Source organism: Roseateles sp. GW821-FHT09H10, assembly GCF_059415865.1.
This window is the reverse complement of record NZ_JBWKOB010000001.1, coordinates 1,392,676-1,406,792: the sequence shown is the minus strand read 5'-3', so window position 1 is coordinate 1,406,792 and position 14,117 is coordinate 1,392,676. Positions and strand designations below refer to the sequence as shown.

The following is a 14,117-nucleotide window of genomic DNA, read 5'->3' as shown; positions in this document are numbered from 1 at the left end:
GCAGCCACCAACAAGAAGCCCCGCACTGGGTCCGCCCAGGCGGGGCTCATAGAATGAATTCAGTATAGCGGCCGCCCTTTGTCGTCGTCCTTTCTGCCGCCCCCCGCGTCAACCCTCATGCGCCTGCCCCTCTCCACCCTCCTGCTGCCCTTCACGCTGGCCCTGGCGCTCGCCGCGGCACCGGCCCGGGCCGACGATCTCGCCAGCGCCCAGCGCCTGTGGCTGGCCGGCCAGAAGGCCCAGGCCGTCGAGCAGATCGAGCAGGCCCTGACCCGCCAGCCCGACGACCTGCAACTGCGCTTCGCCCTGGGCGTCATGCGCATGGAACTGGGCGAGCGCGCCAAGGCCCTGGCCATCTTCACGCGGCTGACCCAGGACTTCCCCGACCTGGCCGACCCCTACAACAATCTCGCCGTGCTGCACGCCGCCGCCGGCGAGCTGGACGAGGCCAAGACCGCGCTGGAGCAGGCCCTGCGCGTGCATCCCGAGCATGCCCAGGCCCAGGAGAATCTGGGCGACGTGCTGGTGCGCCTGGCCCTGCGCGCCTACCAGCGCGCCCAGAAAGCCGCCCTGATGCCCAGCGACGTGCTGGCCGGCAAGATCAACCGCACGCTGGCCCTGACCCGCGAGCTGCGCACCCGCTAACTCCCCGCCTCCCATGACCAAATTCCTTCCCTTCCTCCTCGCCGGCCTGCTGGCCACGCTGGGCGCCCAGGCCCAGACCATCAAGCTGCAGACGACCGAAGGCGACATCCGGATCCAGCTGAACGCCGAGAAGGCGCCCAAGTCGGTCGCCAACTTCGTGCAGTACGTGAAGGCCGGCCACTACAACGGCACCCTCTTCCACCGCGTCATCGCCACCTTCATGATCCAGGGCGGCGGCTTCGACGCCAAGATGAACCAGAAGCCCACCAAGCCGCCGATTCCGCTGGAGTCGCACAACGGCCTGAGCAATCTGCGCGGCAGCATCGCGATGGCGCGCACCAACGACCCGAACTCGGCCACCGCCCAGTTCTTCATCAACGTCGAAGACAACGTCCGCCTGGACGGTGATCCGGGCAATCCGGCCACCGGCTATGCGGTCTTCGGCCAGGTCATCGAGGGCATGGACGTCGTCGACAAGATCCGCGCCACCGAAGTCGCACCGCGGGGCATGCACGAGCATTTCCCGGTCAAGCCCATCTTCATCACCAAGGCTCTCGTCGAGCCCGTCAAAAAATGAGCCAAGTCAAACTCACCACCAACCACGGCGACATCCTCATCGAGCTGGATGCCGAGAAGGCCCCGCTGTCGGTCGCCAACTTCCTGAGCTACGTCCGCAGCGGCCACTATGACGGCACGGTCTTCCACCGCGTCATCAAGGGCTTCATGATCCAGGGCGGCGGCTTCGAGGCCGGCATGAAGCAAAAGCCGACCGAAGCCCCCATCCAGAACGAAGCCAACAACGGCCTGAAGAACGCCCACTACACGCTGGCCATGGCGCGCACCAACGCCCCCCACTCGGCCACGGCGCAGTTCTTCATCAACACGACCAACAACGGCTTCCTGGACTTCAAGTCCGAGAGCCCGTCGGGCTGGGGCTATGCCGTCTTCGGCAAGGTCGTCGAGGGCAAGGAAGTCGTCGACAAGATCGAGAAGTCCAAGACCGCCGGCCGCGGCGGCCATGGTGACGTGCCCGTCGAGGACGTCGTCATCGAGAAGGCCGTCGAGGTTTGATCCACACGCTGACGGCCCCGGCGCAGTGGCGGCAGGTCGACCTGCTGTCCGACCTGCACCTCGGGCCGGACACCCCGGGCACCCTCGCCCGGCTTGAAAAGCATCTCGCCGACACACCCGCGCAGGCGGTCCTGCTGCTCGGCGACATCTTCGAAGTCTGGGTCGGCGACGACGCCCGCCATGAGCCCTTCGAGGCCGGCGTCGTGCGCCTGCTGCGCGACGCGTCCCGGCGGCTCGACCTCTTCTTCATGCATGGCAACCGCGATTTCCTCGTCGGCGCCGAACTGCTGCTCGAGGCTGGCATGACCGCCCTGCCCGACCCCAGCGTGCTGGACGCCTTCGGCCAGCGCTGGCTGCTGGTGCATGGCGATGCCCAATGCCTGGACGACACCGCCTACCAAGCCTTCCGCCGGCAGGTGCGCTCGCCCGAATGGCAGGCCCAGTTGCTGGCCCAGCCCCTGGCCGCCCGCCAGGCCCTGGGCCGGCAGATGCGCGAAGGCAGCAAGGCCGCCCAGGCCAAGCAGCTGATGGCCACCGACCTCGACGCCGAGGCCTGCCGTGCACTGCTGCGCGAAGCCGGCGCGACGACACTGATCCACGGCCACACCCATCGCCCCGCCGTGCATGACCTCGGCGGCGGACTCACGCGCGTCGTGCTGTCCGACTGGGACCTGGATGCGGTGCCGCCGCGCGGCGATGTCATCCGCCTGTCCATCGCCGGCCTGCAACGCCTGCCGCTGTGATCCTCAAGGCCATCCAGAACTGGCGCGAACAGCGCGCCGTCGAGCGCCATGCCATTCCCGATGCGCTGTGGCAGCTGACGCTGCTGCGCTACCCCTTCCTGGCCCAGCGCAGCGAGGATGACCTCGCCGAATTGCGCCGCCTGTGCAGCCTCTTCCTGTCGACCAAGGAGTTCCACGGTGTCGGCGGCTTCGAGGTCAGCGACGAAGTGGCCGTCGCCGTGGCGGCCCAGGCCTGCCTGCCGGTGCTGCGCCTGGGCCTGTCCTGGTACGACGGCTTCGTCGGCATCGTCATGCACGAGGGCGAGGTCGTCGCCCAGCGCCGCTTCGAGGACGAGGACGGCGTCGTCCATGAATACGACGAGGAACTGGCCGGCGAAGCCATGGAAGGCGGCCCGCTGATGCTGACCTGGAACGCCATCGCCGTCAGCGACGACCCGGCGGAGTTCGGCGCGGACGCGGTCTACAACGTCGTCATCCACGAGTTCGCCCATGTCATCGACATGCGTGACGGCCTGGCCGACGGCGCACCACCGATGAACGCGGACGAACGCGAGCGCTGGATCGGCATCATCGACGCCGAGTGGGAGAAGTTCTGCGCCCGCATCGACGCCGGCGAGGAGACCCTGATCGACCCCTATGGCGGCGAAGCCGTCGAGGAGTTCTTCGCGGTGGCCGTGGAGGCCTTCTTCGTCGCGCCGGCAGCGATGCGGGCCGAGGAACCGGCGATGTACGAGTTGCTGGCCGGCTTCTTCAAACAGAACCCGGCAGGCTGAAAGAAAAAGGGACGCCAAAGCGTCCCTTGTTTTTAGGCCGTGGCGGGTTCCGCTTTCGGCTTGCCATCCTTGCTGGGCTTGGGCGGCGTGGGCTGGATGTCCAGCACCGTCTCGCCCTTGTCGTCCACGTCCACGCTGAGGCGGCCGCCGTCGACCAGCTTGCCGAACAGCAGTTCGTCGGCCAGCGCGCGGCGGATGGTGTCCTGGATGAGGCGCTGCATCGGCCGGGCCCCCATCAGCGGATCGAAACCCTTCTTGGCGAGGTGCTTGCGCAGCGCATCCGAGAAGCTGACCTCGACCTTCTTCTCCTGCAGCTGGCTTTCCAGTTGCAGCAGGAACTTGTCGACCACGCGCAGGATGATTTCCTCGTCCAGCGGGCGGAAGGACACGATGGCGTCCAGGCGGTTGCGGAACTCGGGCGTGAACAGGCGCTTGATGTCGGCCATCTCGTCACCCTGCTGGCGGGTGGTCGTGAAGCCGATGGTCGACTTGTTCAGCGCCTCGGCGCCGGCATTCGTCGTCATGATGATGATGACGTTGCGGAAGTCGGCCTTGCGCCCGTTGTTGTCGGTCAGCGTGCCATGGTCCATGACCTGCAGCAGCACGTTGAAGACGTCCGGGTGGGCCTTCTCGATCTCGTCCAGCAGCAGCACGGCATGCGGCTTCTTGGTGACGGCCTCGGTCAGCAGGCCGCCCTGGTCGAAGCCGACATAGCCCGGAGGCGCGCCGATGAGGCGGCTCACGGCATGGCGCTCCATGTACTCCGACATGTCGAAGCGGATCAGCTCGATGCCCAGGATGTAGGCGAGCTGCTTGGCCACTTCGGTCTTGCCGACGCCCGTGGGGCCGCTGAACAGGAAGCTGCCCACCGGCTTGTCCGGCCGGCCCAGACCCGAGCGCGCCATCTTGATGGCGGCGGCCAGGGCGTCGACGGCCGGATCCTGGCCGAAGACGACGCTCTTCAGGTCGCGGTCCAGGGTCTTGAGCTTGCTGCGGTCGTCGCTGTTGACGGACGCGGGCGGGATGCGCGCGATCTTGGCGACGATGTCCTCGACCTCGACCCGCGTGATGGTCTTCTTCTGCTTGCTCTTGGGCAGGATGCGCTGGGCGGCACCGGCCTCGTCGATGACGTCGATGGCCTTGTCCGGCAGATGGCGGTCGTTGATGTACTTGGCCGACAGCTCGGCCGCCGCCTGCAAGGCGCCCAGGGCGTACTTGACCGAGTGGTGCTCCTCGAAGCGGCTCTTCAGGCCCTTCAGGATCTCGATGGTCTGCTCCACCGACGGCTCGGCCACGTCGACCTTCTGGAAGCGACGGGACAGGGCCGCGTCCTTCTCGAAGATGCCGCGGTATTCGGTGAAGGTGGTCGCGCCGATGCACTTCATGGCGCCACTGGACAGGGCCGGCTTCAGCAGATTGCTCGCGTCCAGCGTGCCGCCCGAGGCCGCGCCGGCGCCGATCAGCGTGTGGATCTCGTCGATGAACAGCACGGCGTTGGGCTGGTCCTTCAGCGCCTTCAGCACGGCCTTCAAGCGCTGCTCGAAGTCGCCGCGGTACTTGGTGCCGGCCAGCAGCGCACCCATGTCCAGGGAGTAGACGATGGCATCGGCGAGGACCTCAGGCACTTCGCCCTCGGTGATCCTCCAGGCCAGGCCTTCGGCGATCGCCGTCTTGCCCACGCCGGCCTCGCCGACCAGCAGCGGGTTGTTCTTGCGGCGGCGGCACAGCACCTGCACGACGCGCTCGACCTCGGCCTCGCGGCCGATCAGCGGGTCGATCTTGCCGTCCTTGGCCTGCTGGTTCAGGTTCGAAGTGAACTGCTCCAGCGGCGACGCCTTGGCGCTGCCGCCCTCGCCTTCCTCGCGCTCGCCTTCCTGGCCGCCAGGAGCCTGGCCTTCCGGGTTCTTGGGCGGCTCGGGGTCGGTCTTCTTGATGCCGTGGGCGATGAAGTTGACGACGTCCAGGCGGGTCACGCCCTGCTGGTGCAGGTAGTAGACGGCGTGGGAATCCTTCTCGCCGAAGATGGCCACCAGCACATTGGCGCCGGTGACTTCCTTCTTGCCGCTGCCGGTGCTCTGCACATGCATGATGGCGCGCTGGATGACGCGCTGGAAGCCCAGCGTCGGCTGGGTGTCCACCTCGTCGCTGCCGCCCACCATGGGCGTGTTTTCCTTGATGAACTGCGTCAGGCTCTTGCGCAGGTCGTCCAGGTTGGCGGCACAGGCGCGCAGCACCTCGGCGGCGCTGGGGTTGTCGAGCAAAGCGAGCAGCAGGTGCTCGACGGTGATGAATTCGTGCCGCTGCTGGCGCGCCTCGACGAACGCCATGTGCAAACTGACTTCAAGCTCTTGCGCAATCATGCGGCCTCCATAATGCACTGCAGGGGGTGGCCGGCACGCCGTGAGGCGGCCAGAACCAGCTCCACCTTGGTCGCGGCGACGTCTTTGGTGAACACACCGCAGACCCCGCGACCCTCATGGTGGATTTTGAGCATGATCTGCGTCGCCGTATCGAGGTCATGCCGGAAAAATTCCTGCAGAACCATGACTACAAACTCCATCGGCGTGAAATCGTCGTTCAGCAGCAGCACCTGATAGAGCCGGGGGGGCTCGGTTTTCTGGGTCTGCCGCTCCACGACGACCGCGCCCTCGCCTTCGTCCTTGCCGGGCTTCACGGGAGGCACGGGTGGGGGCGGCGTCGACTGGTTTCGCGTTGAAGGAACGGGGATCACAGGCATGTCGGGATTCTATCGACGGGGGTATCCCCTCGCCGACCGCGGGCAGTTGGCGACGAAGCATGAAATTGCAAGAAGCTTCGGGTCAACCCGGCCGGGAAGGTCCTGAATTGACGCCATTTGTCGCGCTACCAAAATCGCGTCCGCCTCTTTGGGCCGTAGCACAAGAATGGAGACAAGATGATGGCGCTGGGCAAGGTCAAGTGGTTCAACGATGCCAAGGGCTTTGGATTCATCGAGCCGGACGCCGGCGGCGATGACGTCTTCGCCCATTTCTCGGCGATCCAGATGGAGGGCTTTCGGACCCTGAAACAGGGCAGCCAGGTGCAATTCGATCTGGTGCAGGGCCCCAAGGGTCAACTCGCCCAGAACATCACGCCGATGGAAGCCGCCGCGCGCGCTGCCGAGCAGCAGCCGCAACTGGCGTCCTGAGCCGACCTCGCAAATCAGAAGCCCCGTGGCCGAGGCCACGGGGCTTTTGCATTGGCGGACCGCAAACGAGCGGCAACCGCCCCCGGCTTGCTAGAGTTACGAGTTGCGCGCGGTCGCTTTGGCAGGCCGTGCGCACGGATTTCCCATTTACCGGACCACGCTCATGACCGCCGACAAGAAGCCCCAGATTGTTTACACCCTGACCGACGAAGCGCCTCGCCTGGCCACCGCCTCGCTGCTGCCGGTCGTCCAGGCCTTCGCGGCCCAGGCGGGTATCGACGTCGTCACCAGCGACATCTCGGTGGCTGGCCGTGTCCTGGGCCAGTTCCCGGAAGCGCTGTCCGAAGAGCAACGCCAGCCGGACAACCTGGCCGCCCTGGGCAAGCTGACGCTCAAGCCCGAAGCCAACATCATCAAGCTGCCCAATATCAGCGCCTCGGTGGCCCAGCTGAAGGCTGCCATCAAGGAGCTGCAGGACAAGGGCTACAAGATCCCCGACTACCCGGAGAAGCCCGAGACGGACGAGCAGAAGGACATCCGCGCCCGCTACAACAAGTGCATCGGCTCGGCCGTGAACCCGGTGCTGCGCGAAGGCAATTCCGACCGCCGCGCGCCCAAGGCCGTCAAGGAATACGCCCGCAAGAACCCGCACCGCATGGACGCCTGGAGCCAGGCCTCGCGCTCGCATGTGTCGCACATGCACGGCGGCGACTTCTATCACGGTGAAAAGTCGCTGACGCTGGACCGCGCCCGCGACGTGAAGATGGAGCTCATCACCAAGAGCGGCAAGACCATCGTGCTCAAGCCCAAGGTCGCGCTGCTGGACCGCGAAGTCATCGACTCGATGTTCATGAGCAAGAAAGCCCTGCTCGAGTTCTATGAAACCGAGATCGAGGATGCCCGCAAGACCGGCGTGATGTTCTCCCTGCACGTCAAGGCGACCATGATGAAGGTGTCCCACCCCATCGTGTTCGGCCACTGCGTGCGCATCTTCTACCGCGAGGCCTTCGAGAAGCACGGCAAGCTCTTCGACGAGCTGGGCATCAACGTCAACAACGGCATGGTGGACCTGTACACCAAGATCGCCACCCTGCCCCAGAGCAAGCAGGAAGAGATCAAGCGCGACCTGCACGCCTGCCATGAGCACCGCCCGGAACTCGCCATGGTGGACTCGGCCAAGGGCATCACCAATTTCCACTCGCCCAACGACATCATCGTGGACGCCTCCATGCCCGCCATGATCCGCAGCGGCGGCAAGATGTACGGCGCCGATGGCCGCCTGAAGGACGTCAAGGCCGTGATGCCCGAGTCGACCTTCGCCCGCATCTACCAGGAGATCATCAACTTCTGCAAATGGCATGGCGCCTTCGACCCCAAGACCATGGGCACGGTGCCCAACGTCGGCCTGATGGCCCAGCAAGCCGAGGAATACGGCTCGCACGACAAGACCTTCGAGATCACCGAAGCCGGCACCGCCAACATCACCGACCTGGAAACGGGCGAGGTGCTGCTGAGCCAGGAAGTCGAGCAGGGCGACATCTGGCGCATGTGCCAGTGCAAGGATGCCGCCATCCGTGACTGGGTCAAGCTGGCCGTCAACCGCGCCCGCAATTCCGGCATGCCGGTCGTCTTCTGGCTGGACAGCTACCGCCCCCACGAGGCCCAGCTGATCCGCAAGGTCAAGATGTATCTGCACGAGCACGACACGACCGGCCTGGACATCCAGATCATGAGCCAGGTCCGTGCCATGCGCTACACGCTGGAGCGCGTCATCCGCGGCCAGGACACCATCAGCGCCACCGGCAACATCCTGCGCGACTACCTGACCGACCTCTTCCCCATCATGGAGCTGGGCACCTCGGCCAAGATGCTGTCCATCGTGCCGCTGATGGCCGGCGGCGGCATGTACGAGACGGGTGCCGGCGGCTCGGCCCCCAAGCATGTGCAGCAGCTGGTGGAAGAGAACCACCTGCGCTGGGACTCCCTGGGCGAGTTCCTGGCCCTGGCCGTGAGCCTGGAAGACGTCGGCATCAAGACCCAGAATGCCAAGGCCAAGGTGCTGGCCAAGGCCCTGGACGCCGCCACCGGCAAGCTGCTGGACAACGCCAAGGGCCCCAGCGCCAAGACGGGTGAGCTTGACAACCGCGGCAGCCACTTCTACTTGACGCTGTACTGGGCCCAGGCCCTGGCCGAGCAGACCGAGGACGCCGACCTGGCCGCCCGCTTCAAGGCCCTGGCCGCGACGCTGGCCACCAACGAAGCCAAGATCGCCGGCGAGCTGAAGGAAGTCCAGGGCAAGCCCACCGACATCGGCGGCTATTTCCTGCCCGACGCCGCCAAGCTCGACAAGGTCATGCGCCCCAGCGCCACCTTCAACGCCGCGCTGCAGTCGCTGGCCAGCTGATCCAGCGCGGTCAAAAAACCAGGGGCGCCGGCGGCGCCCCTTTTTTTGTCTAGCAGCAGCGTCGGGTTTTCACGCTCAGGTGAAGTCCGTAATCCAACAGCAAGCCAACGGACTGATTTATTTCATACAGTCTGATACCAGGCGTTGACCTCCTGCAATGCCCCCTTCCGGACGCCGAGTGAAGCACCACGAAGCGCCCCCAAACCCCGGCCTTCCGCCGGGGTTTTCCTTTTTGGGCGCCGGCCTCACGCCGGGGTTTCCCTTTTGGGCGCCGCTCAATGCGGCAGCGGCTTGCGAAAAGGGTCGGGAATCGGGTGGGGCTTCAGCGCGCCGCGCACCCTTTCCACCGTCGCGGCGGAATCCTTGTCGTCGACCGCGACGATGAGCCGCAGCCACGTCGCCTTGTCGAGGTCGGTCTCGCGGCGGGTCCAGCACCACACCTGGGCGCCACGCGCGCCGGCCCGATCGGCCAGCACCACCTCGTCGAAGTCCGCCCCCTCGTAGAGGAGGAGCTGCTCTTCGGCCACATAGGTGTTGGCGTAGTCCGGCATGCTCAGAGTCTAGGCGTTAGACGGGTGGCCCGCCATGGCGGGCGCGGCCTCACTCCATCTGGTCGATCATGACCTGGCCGAAGCCGGAGCAGGACACCTGGGTCGCGCCGTCCATCAGGCGGGCGAAGTCATAGGTGACCTTCTTGCTCAGCACGGCCTTCTCCATCGCCGTGATGATGAGGTCGGCCGCCTCGGTCCAGCCCATGTGGCGCAGCATCATCTCGGCCGACAGGATCTCGGAGCCGGGGTTCACATAGTCCTTGCCTGCGTACTTGGGCGCCGTGCCATGGGTGGCCTCGAACATGGCGATGGAGTCGCTCATGTTGGCGCCCGGAGCGATGCCGATGCCGCCGACCTGGGCGGCCAGCGCGTCGGAGATGTAGTCGCCGTTCAGGTTGAGTGTCGCGATGACGCTGTATTCGGCCGGGCGCAGGATGATCTGCTGCAGGAAGGCATCGGCGATGCTGTCCTTGATGGTGATGTCCTTGCCCGTCTTGGGGTTCTTGAACTTGCACCACGGGCCGCCGTCGATGGGCTCGGCGCCGAACTCCTTCTGGGCCAGCGCATAGGCCCAGTCACGGAAGCCCCCTTCCGTGAACTTCATGATGTTGCCCTTGTGCACGATGGTCACGCTGGGCTTGTTGTTGTCGATGGCGTACTGGATGGCCTTGCGCACCAGGCGCTCGGTGCCCTCGCGCGACACCGGCTTCACGCCGATGCCCGAGGTGTCGGGGAAGCGGATCTTCTTGACGCCCAGTTCGTCCTGCAGGAACTTGATGAGCTTCTTCGCCTTGTCGCTCTCGGCCTCGTACTCGATGCCGGCGTAGATGTCTTCCGAGTTCTCGCGGAAGATGACCATGTCGACCTTGTGGGGCTCCTTCACGGGGCTGGGCACGCCTTCGAAATACTGCACAGGGCGCAGGCAGACGTAGAGGTCCAGCTCCTGGCGCAGCGTGACGTTCAGCGAGCGGATGCCGCCGCCGACGGGCGTGGTCAGCGGGCCCTTGATGGAGACGACATAGTCCTTGACAGCCTGCAGCGTCTCTTCCGGCAGCCACACATCGGGGCCATAGACCTGGGTGCTCTTCTCGCCGGCGTAGATCTCCATCCAGTGGATCTTGCGGCTGCCGCCATAGACCTTGGCCACGGCCGCATCCACCACCTTGAGCATGACGGGCGTGATGTCCAGGCCGGTGCCGTCACCCTCGATATAGGGAATGATGGGGTGGTTCGGCACATTCAGCGAGAAGTCGGCGTTGACGGTGATCTTCTGGCCGCCTTCAGGCACCTTGATGTGTTGCGACATGACTTGTGGGCTCCGCGAGAGACGAGACGGGACGGGAAAACAGGACCCGGCGAGTTTATGGCCACGTCAGCAGGCCACCGCGAGCCTCTGCCAAACCCCATGCGCGAGGGCCCAGGCCGCGCCGGCCGCCAGCGCCAGGCCCGCCAGCCGCAGCGCCAGCATGCCACCGTCATCGCCGCGCTTGAGCAGCCTGGCCCGCCACAGCGGGCCGATGGCAAGACCTGGCGTGCTGGCCAGCGCAAAGCCGGCCATGGCGAGGGCACCGCTGCCCATCGATGCGGACAGGCCCGCCAGCAGCAGGGCCGCATGCAGCAGCCCGCAGGGCATGACCACCCAGGCCATGCCGGTGGCCAAGGCATGGCGGGGCTGCGGCCGCCAGCTCAGCGCGCCGAGCCAGACCGGCATGCGGCCGCGCAGCAGCAGCACGATGCCCAGCAGCAGCAGGGCCGACTGCAGCAGGGCCCAGGCCGGCTGCAGCAGCGCCAGGCCCTGGGAGCTTCGCGCCAGCCACTCGGCCGAGGCCGCCGCCGCCGCGCCGCCGGCCGCATAGCCGAGCACCCGGCCGAGCAACAGCTTCGCCGGGCGCCGCCCGCCTGCCAGCGCACAGGGCGCGCTGCACATGGCGGCACAGTGCGGCATGCCGGCCAGGCCCATCAGCGTGGCCGACGCGATCAGGGCCGCGTCCAGCGCCATCAGATGATCTTGGAGAAACGTTCGCGGCTGGCGTCGGCCTGGCAGTAGCGGTCGAACACCATGGCAATGGCGCGCACGAAATACCAGCCCAGCGGCGTGACCTGGATGGCGCCGGACTCCAGCACGACCAGCCCCTGCGCGGCCAGCACCGCCAGGCGCTCCAGCTCGGGTGCGAAATAGGCATTGACGTCGACGAGATGGGACGCGGCGATGGACTCGAATTCCAGCCGGCCCTGGCACATCAGCGCCATGATGACGGCGCGGCGCAACAGGTCATCGCGTGTCAGGGCCAGGCCGCGTTGGACCGGCAGCTGGCGCTGGCGCAGCGCGTCCTCGTACTCCGCCAGGGTCTTGGCGTTCTGCGCATAGGTGGCGCCGACGCGGCTGATGGCCGACACCCCCAGGCCGACCAGGTCGCAATCCGGTTGCGTCGAGTAGCCCTGAAAGTTGCGGTGCAGCAAGCCCTGGCGCTTGGCGATGGCCAGCGGATCGCCCGGCAGCGCGAAATGGTCCATGCCGATATAGGCATAGCCCTCGCCGAGCAGGGCGCTGATGGCGCCCGACAGCATGGCCAGCTTGTCACCGGCCGGCGGCAGTAACTCGGCGACGATGCGCCGCTGCGGCTTGAAGCGCTGCGGCAGATGGGCATAGGCATACATCGCGATGCGATCGGGCCGCAGCTCTGCCACCTGGGCGATGGTGCGGGCGAAGCTCGCAGGCGTCTGCAGCGGCAGGCCATAGATCAGGTCGACGCTGAGGGACGCGAATCCCAGTTCACGCGCCGACTGCGTCAGCGCTGCGACCGACTCCAGCGGCTGAACCCGATGCACCGCCTTCTGCACGCCGGCATCGAAGTCCTGCACGCCGAAGGACAGGCGATTGAAGCCCAGCGACCGCAGATGGGCCAGGCGCGCAGCATCAACGGTGCGCGGGTCCACTTCGATGGACAGCTCCGCGCCGGGCAGGAGCCTGAAGTGGCGCCCCAGCATGGCCATCATCTGGCTCAGTTCGGCGTCGGACAGAAAGGTCGGCGAGCCGCCGCCCAGATGCAGTTGGGACACCGGCGCCATACCGCCCAGGGCCTCGGCCACCAGATCCATCTCGACGCCCATGCGCTCCAGATAGGGCAGTGCCCGCTCATGGTGGCGGGTGATGATCTTGTTGCAGGCGCAGTAATAGCAAAGCTGTTCGCAGAACGGGATGTGCACATAAACCGACAGCGGCTGGGCCGCGCCGCGCTGCCTCAAGGCCTGCAGATGCTGCGCGGCCTGATGAGCTTCGACGAAGCGATCGGCGGTCGGGTAGGAGGTGTAGCGCGGGCCGGCAGCGTCGTGGCGCCGGATGTTGGCGTCGAGCAGGTCGGAGTCCAGGGTCTTGTCGGAAACGGCAGCCATGCCCGCACTGTGCCCAGCGGCGTTTCAAGCGGCCTTGATCAATATCAAGGACAGTGCTCGATGTGCATTCAAGAATGGGCACCATGCTGACCTCCCCTCTGCCCTAAGCGATGAGCCTGCCCACAACGCCCAGCCTGGTCGGCAGCCCCTTCCCCGCCATCGAGCCGCTCAAGGTCGCCTGCGCCAGTTGCAATCTGCGCGAGCTCTGCCTGCCGGTGGGGATGAACGCCAGCGAGCTGGATCAGCTCGACGGCCTGGTCAGCAAGCGCCGCAGCGTGCCGCGTGGCGAGCACCTGTTCCGCAACGGCGAGCGCTTCGAGGCGCTGTATGCGGTGCGCACCGGCTTCTTCAAGACCTGCGTCGGCAGCGAGGACGGCCGCGACCAGGTCACCGGCTTCCAGATGGCCGGCGAGCTGCTCGGCCTGGACGGCATCAGCAGCGACCGCCACCACTGCGACGCGGTCGCGCTGGAGGACTCCTCCGTCTGCGTCATTCTCTACGGCCAGTTGGAGGAGCTGTCGCGCGAGTTCAGCGTGCTGCAGCACCAGTTCCACAAGATCATGAGCCGCGAGATCGTGCGCGACCATGGCGTCATGCTGCTGCTCGGCAATATGCGCGCCGAGGAGAGGCTGGCGGCCTTCCTGCTGAACCTGACGCAACGCCTGCAGGCGCGCGGCTTCTCGCCGTCCAGCCTGGTGCTGCGCATGACCCGCGAGGAGATCGGCAGCTACCTCGGCCTCAAGCTCGAGACCGTCAGCCGCACCTTCTCCAAGTTCCAGGACGACGGGCTGCTGGAGGTCAAGCAGCGCCAGTTGCGCGTCCTGGACCAGCCCGGCCTGCAGGCCCTCGTCAACAACAGTCGCTGCTGACGCAAAAAGGCCCCGCGGGGGCGCGCGGGGCCTGACGGGATCAGGGGGCTGGCGCTTCAGCCGACCTTGATCTCGTTGCGAACTTCCTTCACGCCCGGCACGGCCTGCACGAGCTTGACGGCCTTCTGGGCCAGTTCGGCGCTGGGCGCCGCACCCTTGACGACGATGACGCCGGCGGCGGTGCTGCTGACAGTCAGCGGCAGGGCCTGCAGATCCTTGTCCTGCTGCAGGGCCAGGGCAGCCTGGGCCGCAACGGCGGCTTCCGGGGCGGCGGGCTGGGCCTGGGCGACCTGCTGGGCCGGTGCGGGGTCGGCGGCGAAGGCCGCGGATGCGGCGCTTGCCACCAGGGCGGCGGACAGCAGACGGACGAGGCGGGTGGTTTGTTGCATGCAGATCTCCTGAGGATGCTTGAATCAAACGCGATGCCGGTCGGCACCACGACCGGCTTAGCGCAAGGGGTGTGCCAGCTCCTGATTCATCAATGACATCAACGACTTGGCGC

The 14,117-nt window shown here is 66.5% G+C and carries 15 protein-coding genes; 8 read left to right on the top strand and 7 right to left on the bottom strand.

Going from position 1 to position 14,117, the window contains the following annotated elements; translation table 11 throughout:
- The first annotated feature begins 117 nt into the window (after positions 1 to 117).
- Genes AC07OY_RS06540 through AC07OY_RS06520 form a run of 5 tightly spaced genes read left to right on the top strand, consistent with a single transcriptional unit; the run spans position 118 to position 3,232 of the window.
- On the top strand, positions 118 to 645 hold the full coding sequence (locus AC07OY_RS06540) for a tetratricopeptide repeat protein (protein WP_495041702.1): 528 nt from the start codon (positions 118 to 120) through the stop codon (positions 643 to 645).
- Between the two features lie 13 nt (positions 646 to 658).
- Entirely contained in the window at positions 659 to 1,222 is a 564-nt protein-coding gene (locus AC07OY_RS06535) for a peptidylprolyl isomerase (protein WP_495041701.1), read from the top strand.
- The gene (locus tag AC07OY_RS06530) at positions 1,219 to 1,716 is read left to right on the top strand and encodes a peptidylprolyl isomerase (RefSeq protein WP_495041700.1); all 498 of its coding nucleotides are present in this window, start codon (positions 1,219 to 1,221) and stop codon (positions 1,714 to 1,716) included. The genes AC07OY_RS06535 and AC07OY_RS06530 overlap by 4 nt, the downstream gene beginning before the upstream one ends.
- The gene (locus AC07OY_RS06525) at positions 1,713 to 2,459 is read left to right on the top strand and encodes a UDP-2,3-diacylglucosamine diphosphatase (protein ID WP_495041699.1); all 747 of its coding nucleotides are present in this window, start codon (positions 1,713 to 1,715) and stop codon (positions 2,457 to 2,459) included. The genes AC07OY_RS06530 and AC07OY_RS06525 overlap by 4 nt, the downstream gene beginning before the upstream one ends.
- Entirely contained in the window at positions 2,459 to 3,232 is a 774-nt protein-coding gene (locus tag AC07OY_RS06520) for a M90 family metallopeptidase (RefSeq protein WP_495041985.1), read from the top strand. Before AC07OY_RS06525 ends, AC07OY_RS06520 begins: the two co-directional genes overlap by 1 nt.
- A gap of 32 nt (positions 3,233 to 3,264) precedes the next feature.
- Here the strand turns inward: AC07OY_RS06520 and clpA are convergent, their stop codons facing one another.
- Both clpA and clpS read right to left on the bottom strand, forming a co-directional pair.
- Entirely contained in the window at positions 3,265 to 5,592 is a 2,328-nt protein-coding gene (gene clpA / locus AC07OY_RS06515; protein WP_495041698.1) for an ATP-dependent Clp protease ATP-binding subunit ClpA, read from the bottom strand.
- A complete protein-coding gene (gene clpS, locus AC07OY_RS06510) occupies positions 5,589 to 5,969 on the bottom strand; it encodes an ATP-dependent Clp protease adapter ClpS (RefSeq protein ID WP_495041697.1) in 381 nt (126 codons plus the stop codon). The genes clpA and clpS overlap by 4 nt, the downstream gene beginning before the upstream one ends.
- A gap of 180 nt (positions 5,970 to 6,149) precedes the next feature.
- Between clpS and AC07OY_RS06505 the strand changes: the two genes are divergently transcribed.
- Both AC07OY_RS06505 and AC07OY_RS06500 read left to right on the top strand, forming a co-directional pair.
- Complete coding sequence (locus tag AC07OY_RS06505; RefSeq protein WP_495041984.1) at positions 6,150 to 6,398, top strand: cold shock domain-containing protein; 249 nt, start codon at positions 6,150 to 6,152, stop codon at positions 6,396 to 6,398.
- Positions 6,399 to 6,561: 163 nt separating this feature from the next.
- On the top strand, positions 6,562 to 8,802 hold the full coding sequence (locus tag AC07OY_RS06500) for an NADP-dependent isocitrate dehydrogenase (protein ID WP_495041696.1): 2,241 nt from the start codon (positions 6,562 to 6,564) through the stop codon (positions 8,800 to 8,802).
- A 275-nt stretch (positions 8,803 to 9,077) separates the two neighbouring features.
- On the opposite strand, the gene AC07OY_RS06495 is transcribed toward AC07OY_RS06500, so the two are convergent.
- The 4 genes from AC07OY_RS06495 to hemN form a co-directional block, all read right to left on the bottom strand.
- Complete coding sequence (locus AC07OY_RS06495; RefSeq protein WP_495041695.1) at positions 9,078 to 9,353, bottom strand: hypothetical protein; 276 nt, start codon at positions 9,351 to 9,353, stop codon at positions 9,078 to 9,080.
- Positions 9,354 to 9,402: 49 nt separating this feature from the next.
- Positions 9,403 to 10,659: an NADP-dependent isocitrate dehydrogenase gene (icd, locus tag AC07OY_RS06490; RefSeq protein ID WP_495041694.1), complete on the bottom strand. Its 1,257-nt coding sequence runs from the start codon at positions 10,657 to 10,659 to the stop codon at positions 9,403 to 9,405.
- Positions 10,660 to 10,725: 66 nt separating this feature from the next.
- Complete coding sequence (locus AC07OY_RS06485; RefSeq protein ID WP_495041693.1) at positions 10,726 to 11,352, bottom strand: urease accessory protein UreH domain-containing protein; 627 nt, start codon at positions 11,350 to 11,352, stop codon at positions 10,726 to 10,728.
- The gene (gene hemN, locus AC07OY_RS06480; protein ID WP_495041692.1) at positions 11,352 to 12,746 is read right to left on the bottom strand and encodes an oxygen-independent coproporphyrinogen III oxidase; all 1,395 of its coding nucleotides are present in this window, start codon (positions 12,744 to 12,746) and stop codon (positions 11,352 to 11,354) included. The genes AC07OY_RS06485 and hemN overlap by 1 nt, the downstream gene beginning before the upstream one ends.
- A 110-nt stretch (positions 12,747 to 12,856) precedes the next feature.
- Between hemN and fnr the strand changes: the two genes are divergently transcribed.
- Positions 12,857 to 13,615 (top strand): fumarate/nitrate reduction transcriptional regulator Fnr, encoded by a 759-nt coding sequence (gene fnr, locus AC07OY_RS06475; protein ID WP_495041691.1) that lies wholly within the window; start codon positions 12,857 to 12,859, stop codon positions 13,613 to 13,615.
- 56 nt (positions 13,616 to 13,671) lie between these two features.
- Here the strand turns inward: fnr and AC07OY_RS06470 are convergent, their stop codons facing one another.
- On the bottom strand, positions 13,672 to 14,004 hold the full coding sequence (locus tag AC07OY_RS06470) for a BON domain-containing protein (RefSeq protein WP_495041690.1): 333 nt from the start codon (positions 14,002 to 14,004) through the stop codon (positions 13,672 to 13,674).
- Positions 14,005 to 14,117: the final 113 nt, after the last annotated feature.

Excerpts from the sequence above, each read along its gene's own strand:
- AC07OY_RS06540 (WP_495041702.1), top strand. The coding sequence starts at position 118 with ATGCGCCTGCCCCTCTCCACCCTCCTGCTGCCCTTCACGCTGGCCCTG.
- AC07OY_RS06535 (WP_495041701.1), top strand. The coding sequence starts at position 659 with ATGACCAAATTCCTTCCCTTCCTCCTCGCCGGCCTGCTGGCCACGCTG.
- AC07OY_RS06530 (WP_495041700.1), top strand. The coding sequence starts at position 1,219 with ATGAGCCAAGTCAAACTCACCACCAACCACGGCGACATCCTCATCGAG.
- clpA (WP_495041698.1), bottom strand. The coding sequence starts at position 5,592 with ATGATTGCGCAAGAGCTTGAAGTCAGTTTGCACATGGCGTTCGTCGAG.
- clpS (WP_495041697.1), bottom strand. The coding sequence starts at position 5,969 with ATGCCTGTGATCCCCGTTCCTTCAACGCGAAACCAGTCGACGCCGCCC.
- AC07OY_RS06505 (WP_495041984.1), top strand. The coding sequence starts at position 6,150 with ATGGCGCTGGGCAAGGTCAAGTGGTTCAACGATGCCAAGGGCTTTGGA.
- AC07OY_RS06500 (WP_495041696.1), top strand. The coding sequence starts at position 6,562 with ATGACCGCCGACAAGAAGCCCCAGATTGTTTACACCCTGACCGACGAA.
- AC07OY_RS06495 (WP_495041695.1), bottom strand. The coding sequence starts at position 9,353 with ATGCCGGACTACGCCAACACCTATGTGGCCGAAGAGCAGCTCCTCCTC.
- icd (WP_495041694.1), bottom strand. The coding sequence starts at position 10,659 with ATGTCGCAACACATCAAGGTGCCTGAAGGCGGCCAGAAGATCACCGTC.
- AC07OY_RS06485 (WP_495041693.1), bottom strand. The coding sequence starts at position 11,352 with ATGGCGCTGGACGCGGCCCTGATCGCGTCGGCCACGCTGATGGGCCTG.
- hemN (WP_495041692.1), bottom strand. The coding sequence starts at position 12,746 with ATGGCTGCCGTTTCCGACAAGACCCTGGACTCCGACCTGCTCGACGCC.
- fnr (WP_495041691.1), top strand. The coding sequence starts at position 12,857 with ATGAGCCTGCCCACAACGCCCAGCCTGGTCGGCAGCCCCTTCCCCGCC.
- AC07OY_RS06470 (WP_495041690.1), bottom strand. The coding sequence starts at position 14,004 with ATGCAACAAACCACCCGCCTCGTCCGTCTGCTGTCCGCCGCCCTGGTG.